Source organism: Caballeronia mineralivorans PML1(12), from assembly GCF_001028175.1.
Classification (GTDB): domain Bacteria; phylum Pseudomonadota; class Gammaproteobacteria; order Burkholderiales; family Burkholderiaceae; genus Caballeronia; species Caballeronia mineralivorans.
Genome location: NZ_AEJF01000377.1, coordinates 21,088 through 36,928, shown reverse-complemented (window position 1 = coordinate 36,928; position 15,841 = coordinate 21,088). Strand labels below are relative to the sequence as shown.

Below are 15,841 nucleotides of genomic sequence, written 5' to 3'. Positions count from 1 at the left end.
ACTTGCTATTACCGTCCGGTCAGTCGATTTAAAGTGGTTTCTCATTAACTACTGATAAACCCGTGATATAAAAGAAAAAACCCCGCGAATGCGGGGTTTTTGTCTGCGAATCAAACGAGCAATAAAACTTATGCCGGCTTGATGTTTGCAGCTTGCTTGCCCTTCGGGCCGGTCTTCACTTCGAAGGTAACTTTCTGGTTTTCCTGAAGCGTCTTGAAGCCTTCCACGCGAATTTCAGAGAAGTGAGCAAACAGATCTTCGCCGCCGCCGTCCGGCGTGATGAAGCCAAAGCCCTTTGCGTCATTGAACCACTTGACGGTACCGGTTTCCATGTTACTTGTTCCTAAAGATGTTGAATAAGGCCGAAGCCCGAATGTGCATGAAAATCAAGGAAGGGGCAATGGGACCAACCGGAGTACCGTGATGGGCGAACTACGAAAGACCAATTCACTCGCCACTTGAAATCCTGCAAGAAGGTTTATACGGCGAATCAAACCCAAGGTCAAATAATATCCGACCGGAAATTGGGGTTTTTTGAGTCTATTTCGCGACATCGGAACGTCATATTACAAACCTTTCGATGCATCTTTTACATATGCGCCGGACTCGCTCAACCCTCAGTCGTAACAGATAGAGCATGATGCGAGCGCACCCGTTAAACTACGCGCCACGTTGGGGCGGGCATGGATTTGGCTGAAGATTCCGCATTAACCGGCATAAGGTATTTGAAAGTTTTTTGACTGAAGGAGACGTAGTGAAAAGTTCTATTCAACGGAACATTGGGCCGGTTGCGCTGCTGCTGACCGGGCTGGGTTCCATCATCGGTTCAGGCTGGTTATTCGGCGCGTGGAAAGCGGCCAAAATTGCAGGTCCGGCTGCCATCGTGGCATGGGTTATTGGCGCAGTGGTCATACTGGTCATTGCACTGACTTATGCCGAGCTTGGCGCAATGTTTCCGGAGTCCGGCGGAATGGTTCGGTATGCGCGTTATTCACACGGCGCTCTGGTCGGCTTCGTTAGTGCCTGGGCAAACTGGATCGCGATTGTTTCTGTCATTCCAATTGAAGCGGAAGCATCGATTCAATATATGAGTACATGGCCGTATCAATGGGCGCATGCACTTTTTGTGGATGGATCGCTCACGCCGGTCGGACTCGGTTTGTCGGCGCTATTGGTCATCGTGTATTTCCTGCTGAATTATTGGGGCGTCAAGTTATTCGCCCGGGCCAATTCTGCAATTACCGTTTTTAAATTCATTATCCCCGGCGCGACTATTCTCGGTCTTATGCTCACTGGTTTTCATAGTGAAAATTTCGGTACATCGTCGAGTTTCGCGCCTTATGGCTGGTCCGCAGTCCTGACTGCCGTGGCGACCAGCGGTATTGTATTCAGCTTCAACGGCTTTCAGAGTCCGGTTAATCTGGCCGGGGAAGCGCGCAATCCGTCGAAGAGTATTCCATTCGCAGTGATCGGCTCGATCTTGCTCGCGCTCGTGATTTATGTGCTGTTGCAGGTGGCGTATATCGGAGCGGTAAGCCCGGGCGATGTCATGAAGGGCTGGAGCCACTTTAACTTCGCGTCGCCGTTCGCGGAACTCGCGCTGGCGCTGAACCTGAACTGGTTGGCGTTCCTCCTTTACGTCGATGCGTTCGTCAGCCCGAGCGGTACCGGCACGACCTACATGGCGACCACCTCGCGCATGATCTACGCAATGGAGCGCAACAACACGCTGCCGAAGATACTCGGCAATGTCCATCCGCTTTACGGTGTGCCGCGCCCCGCGATGTTCTTCAACCTGGGCGTCGCGTTTGTCTTCATGTTCTTCTTTCGCGGCTGGAGCTCGCTGGCCGCAGTGATTTCGGTCGCCACCGTGATTTCGTACCTGACTGGCCCGGTGAGCCTGATGGCGTTACGGCGCGCGGCCACGGACCTGCACCGGCCGTTGATGATCAAAGGCATGGCGATCATCGCGCCGTTCGCGTTCGTGTGCGCTTCCGAGGTGTTGTACTGGGCAAAGTGGCCGCTGACCGGCGAAATTATCCTGCTGATGGTGGTCGCGTTGCCGGTGTATTTCTACTATCAATCCAAGACGGGTTTCCACGACTGGAGCGATGACCTGAGGGCGGCGTGGTGGCTGATCGTGTATTTGCCGGCGATGGCCGTCGTTTCGCTCATCGGTAGCACGGAATTCGGCGGACGCGGATTATTGCCGTACGGTTGGGATATGGCGTTGGTGGCCGTGATGGCGCTGGCGTTTTATTATTGGGGCGTGCAAACCGGGTATCGGTCCCAATATCTCGAAGAACGCGAAAGCCACGACGATATCCTCGCCGAAGTGGGTGCGTGATAGCCGGCTCGTAAAACCCTGCGATCTCAATTAAGAAAACCCGCTTGAGCAATCAAGCGGGTTTTTTATTTCCCTTCGTGGCAAATCGCTGCATTTCGTGGGGATTTAGGCACCGCTGAAAACGTAATTTGTCATGGCCAACGTTTTCTGAAATGTGCCAAGCGACTGAATGCCTAGTTCGAAGTCATCGCCGGCGGCTCCTAGCGCGCCGAAAATCGGCAGCAGGTGTTCGTCGGTCGGATGCATCAGCACGGCGTGCGGCGCCTGTTTCCGGTAATCCAGCAGCGCTTCGATGTCCCGCTTCGCCAGCCGGTCCTCGAACCAGTCCGTGAATTCGGTTACACGCGGATCGGCGTCTTCGGGCCGTGCGCTGAAATCCGCCGTCCGCAGGTTGTGTGTGATCTGTCCCGAACCCACGATCATCACACCATCGTCGCGCAACGCCCGCAGTGCTCGGCCCACGCGATAGTGGTGCGCCGGATCGAGGCGGGGTTGTATGGATAGCTGCGCGACCGGAATCCCTGCGTCCGGGAACATCAGAAGCAGCGGCACCCACGCGCCGTGGTCAAGGCCGTGCTCGGTGATTGCCGACGCAATACCCACTTGCGTCAGCAGCGTCGCGGCTTGCTTGCCGAGTTCCGGTGCGCCCGGCGCGCGATACTGGATCTCGTAGAGTTCGCGCGGGAAACCGTAGAAATCGTGGATCGTCTCCGGCTGCTCGGCAACGCTCGCCACTGGCTGCGCCGTGCCCCAATGTGCGGAAAGCATGAGTATCGAACGCGGCCGCTCGAAGCGCGTCGCGAAGGAGGCGAACTCGGCGGAAGGCATCGACGGATCGATGGGCAGCGTCGGAGCGCCGTGGGAAATGAAAACGGTCGGAAGGCGAGACATCGCAGCAAACCTCAAAAGAGTCGTTACTACGAATATAGAGACGGTCAGGCCGTTGATAAACAGCCAGCGAGGCAATGAATTGTGTCGCCGGTGTTGTTAATCGTCCGCGTCTTTCAGTCCTGGCCAAGCGGCGGCGATCGGGCTGCCGAGCGCAAACATGTCAATCACGCGCTCGACTGTCTGATCGACCATTTCATCGATAGAAGCTGGACGGTGATAAAACGCCGGCAGCGGCGGGAAAATGATGCCGCCCATCTCGGTGACCGATGTCATATTGCGCAAATGCGCGAGGTTGAACGGCGTTTCGCGCACCATCAGCACCAGCCGGCGACGCTCTTTCAGCACGACGTCGGCGGCGCGGGTGATCAGATTGTCCGATAGTCCCAGCGCGATGCTCGCCAGCGTTTTCATGGAGCAAGGCGCGACGACCATGCCGTCGGTGGCAAACGATCCCGACGCGATGCTTGCACCAACATCACGGACGTGATGCACGACGTCCGCAAGCGCGTGGACGGTGATTTTATCCAGATCCAGTTCGTGCTGGATGTTCAGCCAACCGGCGCTGGAGATCAGCAAATGCGTTTCCACCGCGCCCAGCCGACGCAGTGTTTCCAGCAGCCGGATGCCGTAGATCGACCCCGTTGCCCCGGTGATCGCGACGATCAGCCGTCGCGGCACGGGGGGCAGGGGCGAAGAACGTGCGGCGGACAAACTCAGGCAGCGGCGAACAATTGTTGCAGTTCACCCGATTCGTACATTTCCATCATGATGTCCGAGCCGCCGATGAATTCGCCGTTCACATAAAGCTGCGGAATGGTCGGCCAGTTGGAGAATTCCTTGATGCCCTGGCGCACGCCTTCGTCTTCGAGGACATTGACCGTCTTGATGTCGGTTACGCCGCAAGCCTTCAGGACCTGGATGGCGCGGCCGGAGAAACCGCACATCGGGAACTGCGCGGTGCCCTTCATGAACAGCACAACCGGTGCTCCTTCGACGATTTGCTTGATGCGTTCTTGCGTATCCATGGTCTTTCCTGCGAGGCGTTGTAATGCGGGGTTGATTTTGGGTCGAGCGGTGAAGGGTGCACTACTTCAAGCGAAATTTCACACGCTAACAATCTGAAATGATAGCGGAATTCAATCGGGGCGGCTTAAGGTGGCTTGCGGCCGGCGGCGCGTGCGTCAAGCCGTGAAAAAACCGCCGCTGGTGCGTTCGATGCCGGCCAGATCGCGCTCCGAGCGCACGTCCGAAAACCCGCGCGCCGTCAGCAGCGCGCGCACGTTCGCGGCCTGGTCGTAGCCATGTTCCAGCCAGAGCGAGCCGCCCGACGCCAGGAAAAACGGCGCCGTCTGGACAATCGCGCGGATCGCGGCGAGTCCGTCGGCTTCATCGGTGAGCGCGGTGCGCGGTTCGAAGCGCAGATCGCCTTCGGACAGATGCGGATCGTTCTGCGCGATGTACGGCGGATTGCTCACGATCAATTCGAAGCGCAGCGCGGGATCGAGGGCATCGGTCCAGTCGCTTTCCAATAGCGTGATCTTGCGGCCGGGGCCGAGCAACCGTGCCGCATTGCGGGCGGCTACAGTCAGCGCTCCCGCCGACCGATCGACTGCCCAGAGCTGAGCATCGTCGCGGGAAAAAGCGATCGCCACCGCGATCGCCCCGCTGCCCGTGCCGAGATCGAGCACGCGCGGGGCATCAATTCCCGCCATCTTTTCAAGCGCGATTTCCACGAGCAATTCAGTCTCCGGCCGCGGAATCAACACATCCGGCGTGACCTCGAATTTCAGTCCGAAAAATTCACGCGCTCCTACAAGCTGCGCGATCGGTTCGCCAGCCGAGCGTCGTTGTGCCAGCGCTTCGAAACGTCCGACGCAATCCTCAGCCAAGTCCTCGTTATCGCGCGTGATCAATTCGGTCCGGCGCCAGCCGAGCACATGTTCGAGCAAAATCCGCGTCTCGAGCGCGGGCAGCGAAGACGCGCGCAATAGCCCGGCAACCGTCGTCATTCCGAATCGCCCAGCGCGGCCAGCAACTCGGCCTGATGCTCACTGACGAGCGCGGCGACGAGTTCATCGATATCGCCATCCATGATCGCGTCGAGCTTATACAGCGTGAGATTGATCCGGTGATCCGTCATCCGCCCCTGCGGGAAGTTATACGTACGGATCCGTTCCGAGCGATCGCCCGAGCCGATCAAACTCTTACGCGTGGCCGCTTCCTTCGCGTGCTGCTCGTGATACTGCTTGTCCATGATTCGCGCGGCGAGTACCTTCAGCGCGCGATCCTTGTTCTTGTGCTGCGAACGGTCGTCCTGACATTCCACGACGATTCCCGTCGGCAAATGCGTCACGCGCACAGCCGAATCCGTCTTGTTGATGTGCTGGCCGCCCGCACCGGAAGCACGAAATGTATCGATGCGCAGGTCCGCCGGGTTGATCACTACCTCACCGATTTCATCGGCTTCCGGCATCACGGCGACCGTGCACGCCGACGTGTGGATGCGCCCTTGCGTTTCAGTCGCCGGTACCCGCTGCACGCGATGCCCGCCCGATTCGAACTTCAGCTTCGAATACACATTCTGGCCCGCGATCCGCACGATCACTTCCTTATAACCGCCGAGATCCGACGCACTCTCCGACATCATCTCGACCGTCCAGCGATTGCGCTCGGCGTATCGCAGATACATACGCAGCAAGTCGCCCGCGAACAGCGCGGATTCGTCGCCACCCGTACCCGCCCGGATTTCGATGAAGATATTGCGGTCGTCATTGGGATCTTTCGGCAGCAGCATGGCCTGCAGATCACGTTCGATGGCCGCCATCCGCTCGCGCGCCTCACCAATTTCTTCTTCGGCGAAATCGCGCATCGCCGGGTCGGCGAGCAGTTCCATTGCGGTTGATTCGTCATTCGACGCCTGGCGCCACAACGCGTATTGCTCGACAACCGGCCCGATTTCCGCGTTTTCTCGCGTGATCTTCCGATATTGATCCATGTCGGCGGTCACGTCTTCGCGGCTCATCAGGTCATTGAGTTCGGCCAGCCGGGTGGTCAGCTGGTCGAGCTTGTTTTGCATGCTCGTTTTCATGGAAGGCAGGAGCCAAGCTCCGGAGAAGACAGCGATCAGGAACGCGACCGCGAGACGCGGCGCAACTGAAGAGGTGACGAAAGAGGGGCGCTAAGTTTCCGACGGATCGGAAGGATCGTTCGATCCGGACGGATGACCGTGTTTGTAAAGTCCGCCCATCAGGTCGATGAGCTGGTCGCGATTTTCATGACTGGCACGGCTGAGCGCGTGCGTGGGGCCATGGATCAGCTTGTTGGTCAGCGACTGCGACAGCGCTTCAAGCACCGCCGCCGGATCGTCGCCGCGCGCGAGCATCTTGCGCGCGCGTTCGACTTCAGCGCGGCGCAGCGCGTCGGCCTGCGTGTGCATGTGGCGGATCACCGGCACGATGCTGCGTGCGTCGAGCCATTGCATGAAATTTTGCACACGGGTGTCGATGATCGCTTCAGCCTGCGCGACTGCCGCTTGCCGCGACGCGCTGCCTTCACGCACGATCGCGCCGAGGTCGTCGACGGTATAGAGGAATACGTCCTGCAGCTTGCCCACTTCGGGTTCGATGTCGCGCGGCACGGCAAGATCGACCATGAAAATTGGTCGATGGCGGCGCGCCTTGACGGCCCGTTCGACCGCGCCCAGTCCAATGATCGGCAATGTGGACGCCGTGCATGACACGATGATGTCGAACTCGTGCATGCGCGCTGGCAGCTCGGAGAGGGGAATCGAACGGCCGTTGAAACGATCGGCGAGCTTTTCACCGCGTTCGGCGGTGCGGTTTGCCACCACCAGTTCGCGTGGCTTTTGCGCTGCAAAATGCGTTGCGCACAACTCGATCATTTCGCCCGCGCCGATAAACAGCACGCGCTGGCCCGAAATGTTCTCGAAGATGCGCTGCGCGAGACGCACGGCTGCTGCGGCCATGGAAACGGATTGCGCGCCGATTTCAGTCGTCGTGCGCACTTCCTTCGCAACGGCGAAGGTGCGCTGGAACAGCTGGTTGAGATACGTGCCGAGCGCGCCGGCTTCGGATGCCGTGCGCACTGCGTCCTTCATCTGGCCGACAATCTGCGTCTCGCCGAGCACCATCGAATCGAGTCCCGAGGCGACGCGAAACGCATGCCGCACGGCTTCCGACTGCGGCAGCGCATACACGTGCGGCGCCAGTTCGGAGACAGGCAGCTTGTGATATTTCGACAGCCACTGGATGGCGGCGTCGCGGGCGGCTTTGTCGTCGGTGGCGCAGTACAGCTCCGTGCGGTTGCACGTGGACAGGATCGCGGCTTCCGGTGCGGCTTTTCCCAGCGGCCCCAGCCACAGATCTTTCAGCGCCCCGAGCGCCGGTTTGATCTGTTCGAGCGGAAACGCCACGCGTTCGCGCAAGGCGACAGGCGCAGTGTGGTGGTTGATTCCGATCGCGAGGAGCTGCATGTTTTGGGCCTAAGCTGATGGCCTTTGGAAATGCCTAAGAATGAGCCAGATATTATAGCCTTTCGCGGATTTCTTCAGTTCCACCCGGCAAACCCATGCCGGGCAAGGGGCCGGCAATGACGTCCGTTTCAATCCGGTCCAGTTGGTAGCCGTAGAGCGGCGTCAGCCGGTAACCGGTTTGCGGCCGGAGATGCAATTTCGTGCGCAGGCGGGACGCCTGGGTGTCCAGCGTCCGCGACGCCATGTCGCTCCCGCGCGGCCACACCACTTCCATGAGGCGCGCGCGATACGGCGCGCGACAGGTTGGTGAACAACAGCCGGGCGAAGCGGAATTCCTTCGGCGTGAGCAAAACCCGCTGATGCGCGACACTCACGCTCAACTCCGATGCATTGAACCGATATTCGCCGAAATGCTCGGCCGCGGGCGTGCGAACCGCGCTTTGGCGCCAGCACTTCTATTCGGGCGGCCAGTTCGGTGCAGCGCACGGGTTTCGCGACGCAATCGTCGGCGCCGGCTTTCAGGCACGCAACCATGTCGGCCTCGCTCTGGCTCGCTGCCATCAACACGACGGGAAGTTGCGGCGCAAGCTGCCTGACGCGTTCGATGATTTCCGCGCCGATCATGTCACGCGCTTCATTGGCGGCGATCGGCAGGTCGAAGGTGTCGTGCTTCATTCGATCCAGCAGCGCGGGCGCGGTTGGGAAGAAGTGGCAAAAATGGCCGGCCAGCACAAGTGTCCGGCGGATGAGTGCGGCGTGCTGGACGTGCGCGTCAATGATGGCGATTCGCATGATTTCCGACGCCGCCGCGCGCACTGAGAGAGCAGGTTGGGCGGCGTGGCACGCGCTTGCCATCGCCATTCCAGGCCCCTAAACTCATCCGCTACGCTGCGAGCGCCTTCCAGACCTTCTAGTTTTACAGGACCGAAAATGCTAGTTCACCGATCCGATTCAACCCATAGGTTTAGTCTTAATTCCGCCGGAACGCGCCGCTAATGGGGTGGCCGGGGATTGTGTTTCTCGGTTTGGTGGTGGGACTGGCCGGTTGGTGGCGGCATCCCTTGCGGCGGGTGGTCTCAAAACCGTTCGGCCGGATATGGGCGGCGGGCCTCGTGGGCATTCTGGCGGCGATGCTCGCGAAAATGCTCGGCAACTTGACCGGCGCATTTCACGATGGCGATTCTCTTGAATGGCTCGCATGTGCGTTGCTTGCGCTGGTCGCCGTGACCGTCACGGTGGGGCTGGCGGCGCGGCGTCGACCTGATGGTTCAACGTAACAAAATTCTGCAGGTGACTCCATGAACGATCGACTGAATTCCCCCGATGGCAAGACTTTCGCCCGGCGTATCGAGCTGCTGCGCGGCGCCATGGCGCGTGAGGCGCTGGCCGCCGTGCTGGTGCCGTCGTCGGATCCGCACATCTCTGAATATCTGCCGGAGCGCTGGCAAGGGCGGCAGTGGCTGTCAGGATTCACCGGCTCGGTCGGAACGCTGGTCGTAACGGCCGATTTCGCCGGCGTGTGGGTCGATAGCCGATATTGGACACAGGCCGAAGCGCAACTGGCCGGGACCGGTATCGCGTTGATGAAGATGATGGCCGGGCAGCAATCCGCACCGCATGTGGACTGGCTCGCGGAAAATGTGGCGGCCGGTGAGACAGTGGCCGTCGACGGCGCCGTGCTGGGCGTCGCGGCGGCGCGGACGTTGAAGGACGCGCTGACAGCGCGCGGGATCGTGTTGCGCACGGACCTGGATCTGCTCGATGCCGTCTGGCCGGAGCGGCCGGGCTTGCCATCGGAGAGTGTCTACGAACACGTCGCGCCCCAAGCGAGCGTCGCGCGTCCGGAGAAGCTGGCAGAAGTGCGGCGCGTGATGCGCGAGAAGGGTGCGCAATGGCATTTCATCTCGACGCTCGACGATCTCGCGTGGCTGTTCAACCTGCGTGGCGCCGATGTCACCTATAACCCCGTATTCGTCGCACATGCGTTGATCGGACTGGACGACGCCGCGTTGTTTGTCGGCGATGGCAAGATTCCGGCCGACCTGAAGGCGTCGCTGCTGAAGGAGAACGTGCGCGTCGAGCCGTATTCGACCGTCGCCGAGGCGCTCGCCACGTTGCCCGCCGGATCCACGCTGCTCATCGATCCGCGCCGGATCACGTTCGGCTCGCTGGAAAAGGTGCCGGCCGAAGTGAAGATCGTGGAAGCGGTGAATCCGTCGACGTTCGCCAAGTCGCGCAAGACGCCCGCCGACGCGGCGCACATCCGCGCGACGATGGAGCAGGATGGCGCGGCGCTCGCCGAATTCTTTGCGTGGTTCGAAGACGCGCTCGGGCGCGAGACGATCACGGAGCTCACCATCGACGAGAAACTGACGGCCGCGCGTGCGCGCCGGCCAGGTTTTGTCACGCTGAGTTTTGCGACTATCGCCGGCTTCAACGCGAACGGCGCGATGCCGCATTACCGCGCCACCGACGCCTCGCATTCGGTGATCGAAGGCAACGGCTTGCTGCTGATCGATTCGGGCGGCCAGTACCTGAGCGGCACGACCGACATCACGCGCGTGGTGCCTATCGGTACTATTACGGTCGAGCACAAACGCGATTTCACCGTCGTGCTGAAGGGGACGATCGCGTTGTCGCGGGCGCATTTCCCGCGCGGCATTCGTTCACCGATGCTCGACGCTATCGCGCGTGCGCCCATCTGGGAAGCGGGCGCGGATTACGGACACGGCACGGGGCATGGAGTCGGTTATTTCCTGAACGTGCACGAAGGCCCGCAGGTGATCTCGCACTACGCGCCAGCCGAGCCGTACACGGCGATGGAAGACGGCATGATCACCTCGATCGAACCGGGGCTTTATCGGCCGGGGAAATGGGGCATTCGCATCGAAAACCTGGTGATGAACGAGCCCGCCGAAAAAACCGAATTCGGCGATTTCCTCAAGTTCGAAACGCTGACGCTGTGCCCTATCGACACCCGTTGCATCGACTTGAGCTTGCTACGCGAGGACGAACGCGCGTGGCTCAACGACTATCACGCAACGGTTCTCGAACGCGTTTCGCCGCACGTGACAGGCGCGGCAAAAACCTGGCTCGAAAAACGCACCCAGGCAATCTGAACGGAGCGACGCATGGCGATCAAGGCGGTGGTGTTCGATTTCGGCGGCGTGCTGATCGACTGGAATCCCGAGTATGTGTATAGCCGGCTGATTCCCGATCCAACCGAGCGGCGCTGGTTTATGGAGAACGTCGTCAAGATGGACTGGGTGCTGCAGCAAGACGCGGGACAGACTATTGCCGACGGCAACGCCGAACTGATCGCCAGGTTTCCCGAGCACGAAGTCCTGATCCGCGCGTTTTACGAGCGCTGGCAGGACATGGTGGCAGGCGCGCTGGAAGATGGCGTCGCGCTGGTCGACAAACTCGAGGCAGCGGATATTCCGCTGTTCGGGCTGACCAATTGGTCCGCTGAAACTTTTCCGTGGGCTTGGGAGCGTTTCCCGGTACTGCAGCGTTTTCGCGAGGTGGTGGTGTCGGGGCACGTGCTGGTCGCTAAACCCGATCCAGCCATTTTCGCGTTGATGTGGGTGGAAATCGAAAAGCATCTTCCGGGCATTCAGCCGCAGGAAGTTGTTTTTATCGATGACAACGCGAAGAACATCCAGGCCGCGACCGCGCTTGGCTGGAACGCTGTACATCACACGAACGCAGAGCAGACCGAAGCGCGCTTGAGGGCGCTCGGTTTGCCTGTGTGATTACTTTCCGAACAGGTTCTTCAGCGCGTCGCCGATGCTTTTCACCACGCCGCCGGTATTCTTGGCCACGCCCTCCGCGTTCACGCCAAGCGCCTTCGCGAAGCCTGCGGCGAGCTTCTTCATCAAACTCTCGTTGAGCGAGAATTTCGGGTCGCGCAGATCGCCGTCGAGTTCGAAGTCCAGCTTGATCTGATCGTGATTTTTCAACGCCGCGAATGCGATCTTCGTCGGCATGGAGAGGAACGTGTCGAGCGGGTTGCCGCTATCCGATAACTGCAAATGGTTCAGCACGATCGAACCCGGCGCATGGATACGGTAGTCGTGCACGGTCGTGTTAAGCGTGAGGTCGATCGTGCCGCCCGTGACGGTCGTTTTCGTGCCCGCTTTCTGCAGCAGATATGGATCGAGCGTGGCGATATCGACGTTGTGCAAGGTCGTGTGCGTCTGCGAATCCTTGTTTGCTATCTTTATCCAGCCATTGAACGCGACCGTGCCTGTGTGCGACGGCCCTTTGATCGAGCCCGTCATGTCGAGCATGGTGGGTTCGGTGAGCGCGGGCAGATGCAGGTTGTCGACGTTCGCCTTCGCGTCCGAAATCAGCATTCGATACGGGGGCTTCTGCACGGATTCATCGAAGAACTCCATGGCGCCGCGCTCGAACGTGACGTGATCGATCTGCCGGTCTTCCCGCGCATGCGCCGCGGCTTCGCTTGAACCGGCTTGAGCTTCGCGTGTCGATTGCCGGAGATTCGGCAGCAACTGGACGCTGCCATCGGCGAAACGGACGACGGAGAGATAAAAGCCATCCACCGTCACGTGTTGCAGATGCACGCGGTTGCTCAAGAGCGAACGCATATCGACGTTGATCGTCACGCGCTCGGCGCGCAGTGCGTCGTCCGTGGGCCAGCCTTGCGGCCCGCGCAGACGCACGTGGCTCAGCGTGATCCGCGCATAACCGACCTCGATATCTTCCACCGAGCCGAGCGGACCAAGCGTTTCGAGTACGCGCGACTTCATTTCCTGCGCGACGAGGAACCCGCCGCCGATCGCCGCCAACAGCAGCACCACGACGACCGCGCCCGCCCACAGCGCTACGCGTTGCGCCTTCGTACCCGCCATCCCGATGTCTCCCATCCAAGCCGCGCACGGGCGGCGATACGGTGCCTTGCTGTTGGCCCTTGCCGTGCTTACCGGACGATTGGCTTATAGCGCAGGCGTTTCGGCTTTGCCGCTTCTTCGCCCAGACGATTGCGCTTGTCGGCTTCGTACTCTTGATAGTTGCCGTCGAAGAAGGTCACTTGCGAGTCGCCTTCGAACGCGATGATGTGCGTCGCGATACGGTCGAGGAACCAGCGATCGTGAGAAATTACCATCACCGATCCGGCGAATTCCAGCAACGCGTCTTCCAGCGCGCGCAGCGTTTCGACGTCCAGGTCGTTCGACGGCTCGTCCAGCAGCAGCACGTTGCCGCCTTCGATCAGCGTCTTCGCGAGATGCAGGCGGCCGCGTTCACCGCCCGACAACGCACCGACGGTCTTCTGCTGATCGCCGCCCTTGAAGTTGAAGCGGCCGATATAGGCACGCGACGGCGTTTCGTACTTGCCCACGGTCAGCACATCCGCGCCGCCCGAAATTTCTTCGAACACGGTCTTGTTGCCATTGAGCGCATCGCGGCTTTGATCCACATACGCCAGTTTCACCGTCGGCCCCGTGACGATCTCGCCCGAGTCCGGCTGCTCCTTACCCGTCAGCATGCGGAACAACGTGGACTTCCCCGCGCCATTCGGCCCAATAATTCCGACAATCGCGCCCGCCGGAATCTTCATGTTCAGGTTATCGATCAAGAGCCGGTCGCCGTAAGCCTTGCTCACGTTCTTGAACTCGATCACCTCATTGCCCAGCCGGTCGCCGACAGGGATGAAGATTTCCTGGGTTTCATTGCGCTTCTGATATTCCTGGCTGTTGAGTTCTTCGAACCGCGCGATCCGCGCCTTCGATTTCGCCTGGCGTCCCTTCGGATTCTGGCGTACCCATTCCAGTTCTTTCTTCAACGCCTTCTGCCGCGCCGATTCCGTCGATTCTTCCTGCTTCAGCCGATCCTGTTTCTGGTCGAGCCAGCTGCTGTAGTTGCCTTTCCACGGAATGCCGTGGCCGCGGTCGAGTTCGAGAATCCATTCGGCGGCGTTATCGAGGAAATAGCGGTCGTGGGTGACCGCCACGACCGTGCCCGGATAGCGTGTGAGGAATTGTTCGAGCCAATCCACCGATTCCGCGTCCAAGTGGTTGGTCGGCTCGTCGAGCAGCAGCATGTCGGGTTTTTGCAGCAGCAACTTGCACAGCGCCACACGGCGCTTTTCGCCGCCCGACAGGTGTTCGATTTTTGCGTCCCACGCGGGCAGGCGCAGTGCGTCGGCGGCGACTTCGAGTTGTTGCTCCGGCGTGCCGCCGTCGCTGGTCGCGAGGATGGCTTCGTATTTGGCTTGCTCGGCGGCGAGGGCGTCGAAGTCGGCGTCGGGTTCCGCGTACGCCGCGTAGATGGCATCGAGCTTTTTCTGCGCGCTGAAGACTTCGCCGAGGCCGTCTTCCACCGCTTCGCGCACGGTTTGCTCCGGATCCAGTTGCGGTTCTTGAGGCAAATAACCGATGTTCAGGTTCGGCATCGGCGTGGCTTCGCCTTCGATTTCCTTGTCGACGCCGGCCATGATGCGGATCAGGGTCGACTTGCCGGAACCGTTCAGGCCGAGCAGGCCGATCTTGGCGCCGGGGAAAAACGAGAGCGAGATGTCTTTCAGGATCTGACGTTTCGGCGGAACGATCTTGCCGACGCGGTTCATGGTGAAGACGTATTGGGCCATTTTGGATTCAGTTGTCTGAGGTTGACGGTTCGAAGCGGGCTTCGGCCGGGCGGGTTCTGGGTTTTAAGCCCCCTGCCGGGAAGTCCCTGGATTCAGTACGCGACGATGCGTTTCCCGCAGCGCGCGGGAAGTGACGACATTGTACTTCGATGAATATGGCGGCCTGCCGGGCGTTTGTTGGCTGTGCCATCAGCACCTGGCGTTTAGCGCCAGGCTGCGACGCCGCCGTGACGCGAACACGTGCCGCTGCGATGTCGGCTGAAGCTCCACGTGCCATCGCGGCATTGGGCAGTGGCGCCGTCGGGGGCTTTGCCCGAACGTGAATGCGCAGGGGAGTGGACGGTTTCGCCGTCGTGATTGCGATAGGTCTGGTGGTTATCGAGGTCGGATTCGTTCGGGGTGGAGTAGGCGTAAGCGAACGAGGCGGTGCAGTTGAGCGCGAGAAAGGCGGCGAGGAGGATTGAGGCGCTGCGGCGATGGAAACGGATTGTCATTTGTTGTTGTTCTGCGCTCGTCATTTTGGATAGCCGCATTATCGATGCAGCTATCCGTTCGCAACAATCAGGAATCGAGGGCGTCGGGGTTCTTCGCGTGCGTTTTATCTTCCAGCGCCAACCGGCGAGCAACCTTTTTCACGTCTTCGGCCGCAGGCAAGGTTTCTGGTCGGATGCCGCGCTCAAGCAGTGTGTTACGCACCGCTTGATTGTTATTGATGTGCTCTTTTGAGATCGCACCCTCGCTCCAAGCCCGTTCTGTCGTGAGTTGAAAATCGTGATCTCGGCAGCGAAATCCTTTGTTTGAAAACGATCGTGGGGGCGAAATCAGCGAGTGGCCGCTTGGGCGGGAACCTTCCAGTGCGACTTCATCTGAACGGTCGATTTTCCAAACAGTGCATGGTCACCTTTGCTTCGAATCATGTCGAAATCCTCGTTTCCACCGGTTTGTTCAAAGATCACTTCCGACAATTTTTTTTCCGTGTTCGTCAGTTTCATGCGGGCCGCGAGACGCTGGGAATCAAGCAGGCGCTACTCGATCCATTCGGCGCGCCGGGTCTGGACGGCAAAATAGGTCTGTGCAAAAGCGATCTCTTGCTTCTTCGGGTCCCCGTTTTGCGCCACCAGATAGCAGGCATAGCGAGTGAGCATGATGTCGTCGACTTCACGCTGGCTGCCCGAGCCCAGGTCGACCATTTTCCTGACGTCAGGAAAATGGTCTGTAGCCGCGTGCCCGGACGTTTCGCAGGCTATCTCGGCTTTGTTCACGACCTTGACGAAGTTCTCCCACTTGGCATATCCCAGCAGATGCTGAAGGTCGCGGGCAAGCCAGAACTCGACACCGCTACTGGTCTGCTAGGCGTGCGCTTCGAAATGCTCGGTCAACGAGTAGATCAGTTCGGTCTTCATGTTCGGCGTCCAAAGTTGGCGCGTTGATCGGCGTATCGGGCTCGGCCGGCAGGACCAACTCGCGCTTGAGCCTGATAAAAAAAGCGGAGTTCCTTTAT

17 protein-coding genes are annotated in these 15,841 nt (G+C 59.9%); 6 read left to right on the top strand and 11 right to left on the bottom strand.

Features of this window, described 5'->3' with window-relative positions:
- Positions 1 to 128: 128 nt before the first annotated feature.
- Positions 129 to 332 carry a cold-shock protein gene (locus tag EOS_RS43300; protein ID WP_035936159.1) on the bottom strand — a complete coding sequence of 68 codons (204 nt, stop codon included), beginning with the start codon at positions 330 to 332 and terminating at the stop codon, positions 129 to 131.
- Between the two features lie 422 nt (positions 333 to 754).
- Here EOS_RS43300 and EOS_RS43295 point away from each other — a divergent pair, with 422 nt between their 5' ends.
- On the top strand, positions 755 to 2,347 hold the full coding sequence (locus tag EOS_RS43295) for an APC family permease (RefSeq protein WP_047898394.1): 1,593 nt from the start codon (positions 755 to 757) through the stop codon (positions 2,345 to 2,347).
- A gap of 105 nt (positions 2,348 to 2,452) precedes the next feature.
- Here EOS_RS43295 and EOS_RS43290 read toward each other — a convergent pair whose 3' ends face one another.
- From EOS_RS43290 to EOS_RS45535, 7 genes are all read right to left on the bottom strand, one after another.
- Positions 2,453 to 3,238, bottom strand: coding sequence for a DODA-type extradiol aromatic ring-opening family dioxygenase (locus EOS_RS43290; protein WP_047898393.1), 786 nt, complete (start codon positions 3,236 to 3,238; stop codon positions 2,453 to 2,455).
- Positions 3,239 to 3,334: 96 nt separating this feature from the next.
- Positions 3,335 to 3,949: a UbiX family flavin prenyltransferase gene (locus EOS_RS43285; protein WP_047898392.1), complete on the bottom strand. Its 615-nt coding sequence runs from the start codon at positions 3,947 to 3,949 to the stop codon at positions 3,335 to 3,337.
- Positions 3,950 to 3,951: 2 nt separating this feature from the next.
- Positions 3,952 to 4,263 carry a Grx4 family monothiol glutaredoxin gene (gene grxD / locus EOS_RS43280; RefSeq protein ID WP_047898391.1) on the bottom strand — a complete coding sequence of 104 codons (312 nt, stop codon included), beginning with the start codon at positions 4,261 to 4,263 and terminating at the stop codon, positions 3,952 to 3,954.
- A 156-nt stretch (positions 4,264 to 4,419) separates the two neighbouring features.
- A complete protein-coding gene (gene prmC, locus EOS_RS43275) occupies positions 4,420 to 5,247 on the bottom strand; it encodes a peptide chain release factor N(5)-glutamine methyltransferase (protein WP_047898390.1) in 828 nt (275 codons plus the stop codon).
- The gene (prfA, locus tag EOS_RS43270) at positions 5,244 to 6,326 is read right to left on the bottom strand and encodes a peptide chain release factor 1 (protein WP_047898389.1); all 1,083 of its coding nucleotides are present in this window, start codon (positions 6,324 to 6,326) and stop codon (positions 5,244 to 5,246) included. The genes prmC and prfA overlap by 4 nt, the downstream gene beginning before the upstream one ends.
- A gap of 90 nt (positions 6,327 to 6,416) precedes the next feature.
- Positions 6,417 to 7,730: a glutamyl-tRNA reductase gene (hemA, locus tag EOS_RS43265; protein ID WP_047898388.1), complete on the bottom strand. Its 1,314-nt coding sequence runs from the start codon at positions 7,728 to 7,730 to the stop codon at positions 6,417 to 6,419.
- Between the two features lie 162 nt (positions 7,731 to 7,892).
- Positions 7,893 to 8,522 carry a response regulator transcription factor gene (locus EOS_RS45535; RefSeq protein ID WP_235443154.1) on the bottom strand — a complete coding sequence of 210 codons (630 nt, stop codon included), beginning with the start codon at positions 8,520 to 8,522 and terminating at the stop codon, positions 7,893 to 7,895.
- Positions 8,523 to 8,725: 203 nt separating this feature from the next.
- Here EOS_RS45535 and EOS_RS43255 point away from each other — a divergent pair, with 203 nt between their 5' ends.
- The 3 genes from EOS_RS43255 to EOS_RS43245 are packed head-to-tail and all read left to right on the top strand — an operon-like array spanning position 8,726 to position 11,485.
- Entirely contained in the window at positions 8,726 to 9,007 is a 282-nt protein-coding gene (locus tag EOS_RS43255; protein ID WP_047898387.1) for a hypothetical protein, read from the top strand.
- A gap of 21 nt (positions 9,008 to 9,028) precedes the next feature.
- A complete protein-coding gene (locus tag EOS_RS43250; RefSeq protein ID WP_047898386.1) occupies positions 9,029 to 10,849 on the top strand; it encodes an aminopeptidase P family protein in 1,821 nt (606 codons plus the stop codon).
- 12 nt (positions 10,850 to 10,861) lie between these two features.
- The gene (locus EOS_RS43245; protein WP_047898385.1) at positions 10,862 to 11,485 is read left to right on the top strand and encodes an HAD family hydrolase; all 624 of its coding nucleotides are present in this window, start codon (positions 10,862 to 10,864) and stop codon (positions 11,483 to 11,485) included.
- Here the strand turns inward: EOS_RS43245 and EOS_RS43240 are convergent, their stop codons facing one another.
- The 3 genes from EOS_RS43240 to EOS_RS43230 all read right to left on the bottom strand — a co-directional run bounded on the left by EOS_RS43240 (position 11,486) and on the right by EOS_RS43230 (position 14,834).
- The gene (locus EOS_RS43240; RefSeq protein ID WP_047898384.1) at positions 11,486 to 12,604 is read right to left on the bottom strand and encodes a DUF748 domain-containing protein; all 1,119 of its coding nucleotides are present in this window, start codon (positions 12,602 to 12,604) and stop codon (positions 11,486 to 11,488) included.
- A 68-nt stretch (positions 12,605 to 12,672) separates the two neighbouring features.
- Positions 12,673 to 14,340 (bottom strand): energy-dependent translational throttle protein EttA, encoded by a 1,668-nt coding sequence (gene ettA, locus EOS_RS43235; protein ID WP_047898383.1) that lies wholly within the window; start codon positions 14,338 to 14,340, stop codon positions 12,673 to 12,675.
- 203 nt (positions 14,341 to 14,543) lie between these two features.
- Positions 14,544 to 14,834, bottom strand: a complete 291-nt coding sequence (locus EOS_RS43230) for a DUF3761 domain-containing protein (RefSeq protein ID WP_047898382.1) — start codon at positions 14,832 to 14,834, stop codon at positions 14,544 to 14,546.
- 25 nt (positions 14,835 to 14,859) lie between these two features.
- Between EOS_RS43230 and EOS_RS48680 the strand changes: the two genes are divergently transcribed.
- Both EOS_RS48680 and EOS_RS49595 read left to right on the top strand, forming a co-directional pair.
- Positions 14,860 to 15,066: a hypothetical protein gene (locus tag EOS_RS48680; RefSeq protein ID WP_235443150.1), complete on the top strand. Its 207-nt coding sequence runs from the start codon at positions 14,860 to 14,862 to the stop codon at positions 15,064 to 15,066.
- A gap of 71 nt (positions 15,067 to 15,137) precedes the next feature.
- On the top strand, positions 15,138 to 15,770 hold the full coding sequence (locus EOS_RS49595) for a hypothetical protein (protein ID WP_456151152.1): 633 nt from the start codon (positions 15,138 to 15,140) through the stop codon (positions 15,768 to 15,770).
- Positions 15,771 to 15,841: the final 71 nt, after the last annotated feature.

What these genes read in the sequence shown, in the direction of transcription:
- EOS_RS43300 (WP_035936159.1), bottom strand. Translation starts at nt 332, where the DNA reads ATGGAAACCGGTACCGTCAAGTGGTTCAATGACGCAAAGGGCTTTGGC.
- EOS_RS43290 (WP_047898393.1), bottom strand. Translation starts at nt 3,238, where the DNA reads ATGTCTCGCCTTCCGACCGTTTTCATTTCCCACGGCGCTCCGACGCTG.
- grxD (WP_047898391.1), bottom strand. Translation starts at nt 4,263, where the DNA reads ATGGATACGCAAGAACGCATCAAGCAAATCGTCGAAGGAGCACCGGTT.
- prmC (WP_047898390.1), bottom strand. Translation starts at nt 5,247, where the DNA reads ATGACGACGGTTGCCGGGCTATTGCGCGCGTCTTCGCTGCCCGCGCTC.
- prfA (WP_047898389.1), bottom strand. Translation starts at nt 6,326, where the DNA reads ATGAAAACGAGCATGCAAAACAAGCTCGACCAGCTGACCACCCGGCTG.
- hemA (WP_047898388.1), bottom strand. Translation starts at nt 7,730, where the DNA reads ATGCAGCTCCTCGCGATCGGAATCAACCACCACACTGCGCCTGTCGCC.
- EOS_RS45535 (WP_235443154.1), bottom strand. Translation starts at nt 8,522, where the DNA reads ATGCGAATCGCCATCATTGACGCGCACGTCCAGCACGCCGCACTCATC.
- EOS_RS43255 (WP_047898387.1), top strand. Translation starts at nt 8,726, where the DNA reads ATGGGGTGGCCGGGGATTGTGTTTCTCGGTTTGGTGGTGGGACTGGCC.
- EOS_RS43250 (WP_047898386.1), top strand. Translation starts at nt 9,029, where the DNA reads ATGAACGATCGACTGAATTCCCCCGATGGCAAGACTTTCGCCCGGCGT.
- EOS_RS43245 (WP_047898385.1), top strand. Translation starts at nt 10,862, where the DNA reads ATGGCGATCAAGGCGGTGGTGTTCGATTTCGGCGGCGTGCTGATCGAC.
- EOS_RS43240 (WP_047898384.1), bottom strand. Translation starts at nt 12,604, where the DNA reads ATGGCGGGTACGAAGGCGCAACGCGTAGCGCTGTGGGCGGGCGCGGTC.
- ettA (WP_047898383.1), bottom strand. Translation starts at nt 14,340, where the DNA reads ATGGCCCAATACGTCTTCACCATGAACCGCGTCGGCAAGATCGTTCCG.
- EOS_RS43230 (WP_047898382.1), bottom strand. Translation starts at nt 14,834, where the DNA reads ATGACAATCCGTTTCCATCGCCGCAGCGCCTCAATCCTCCTCGCCGCC.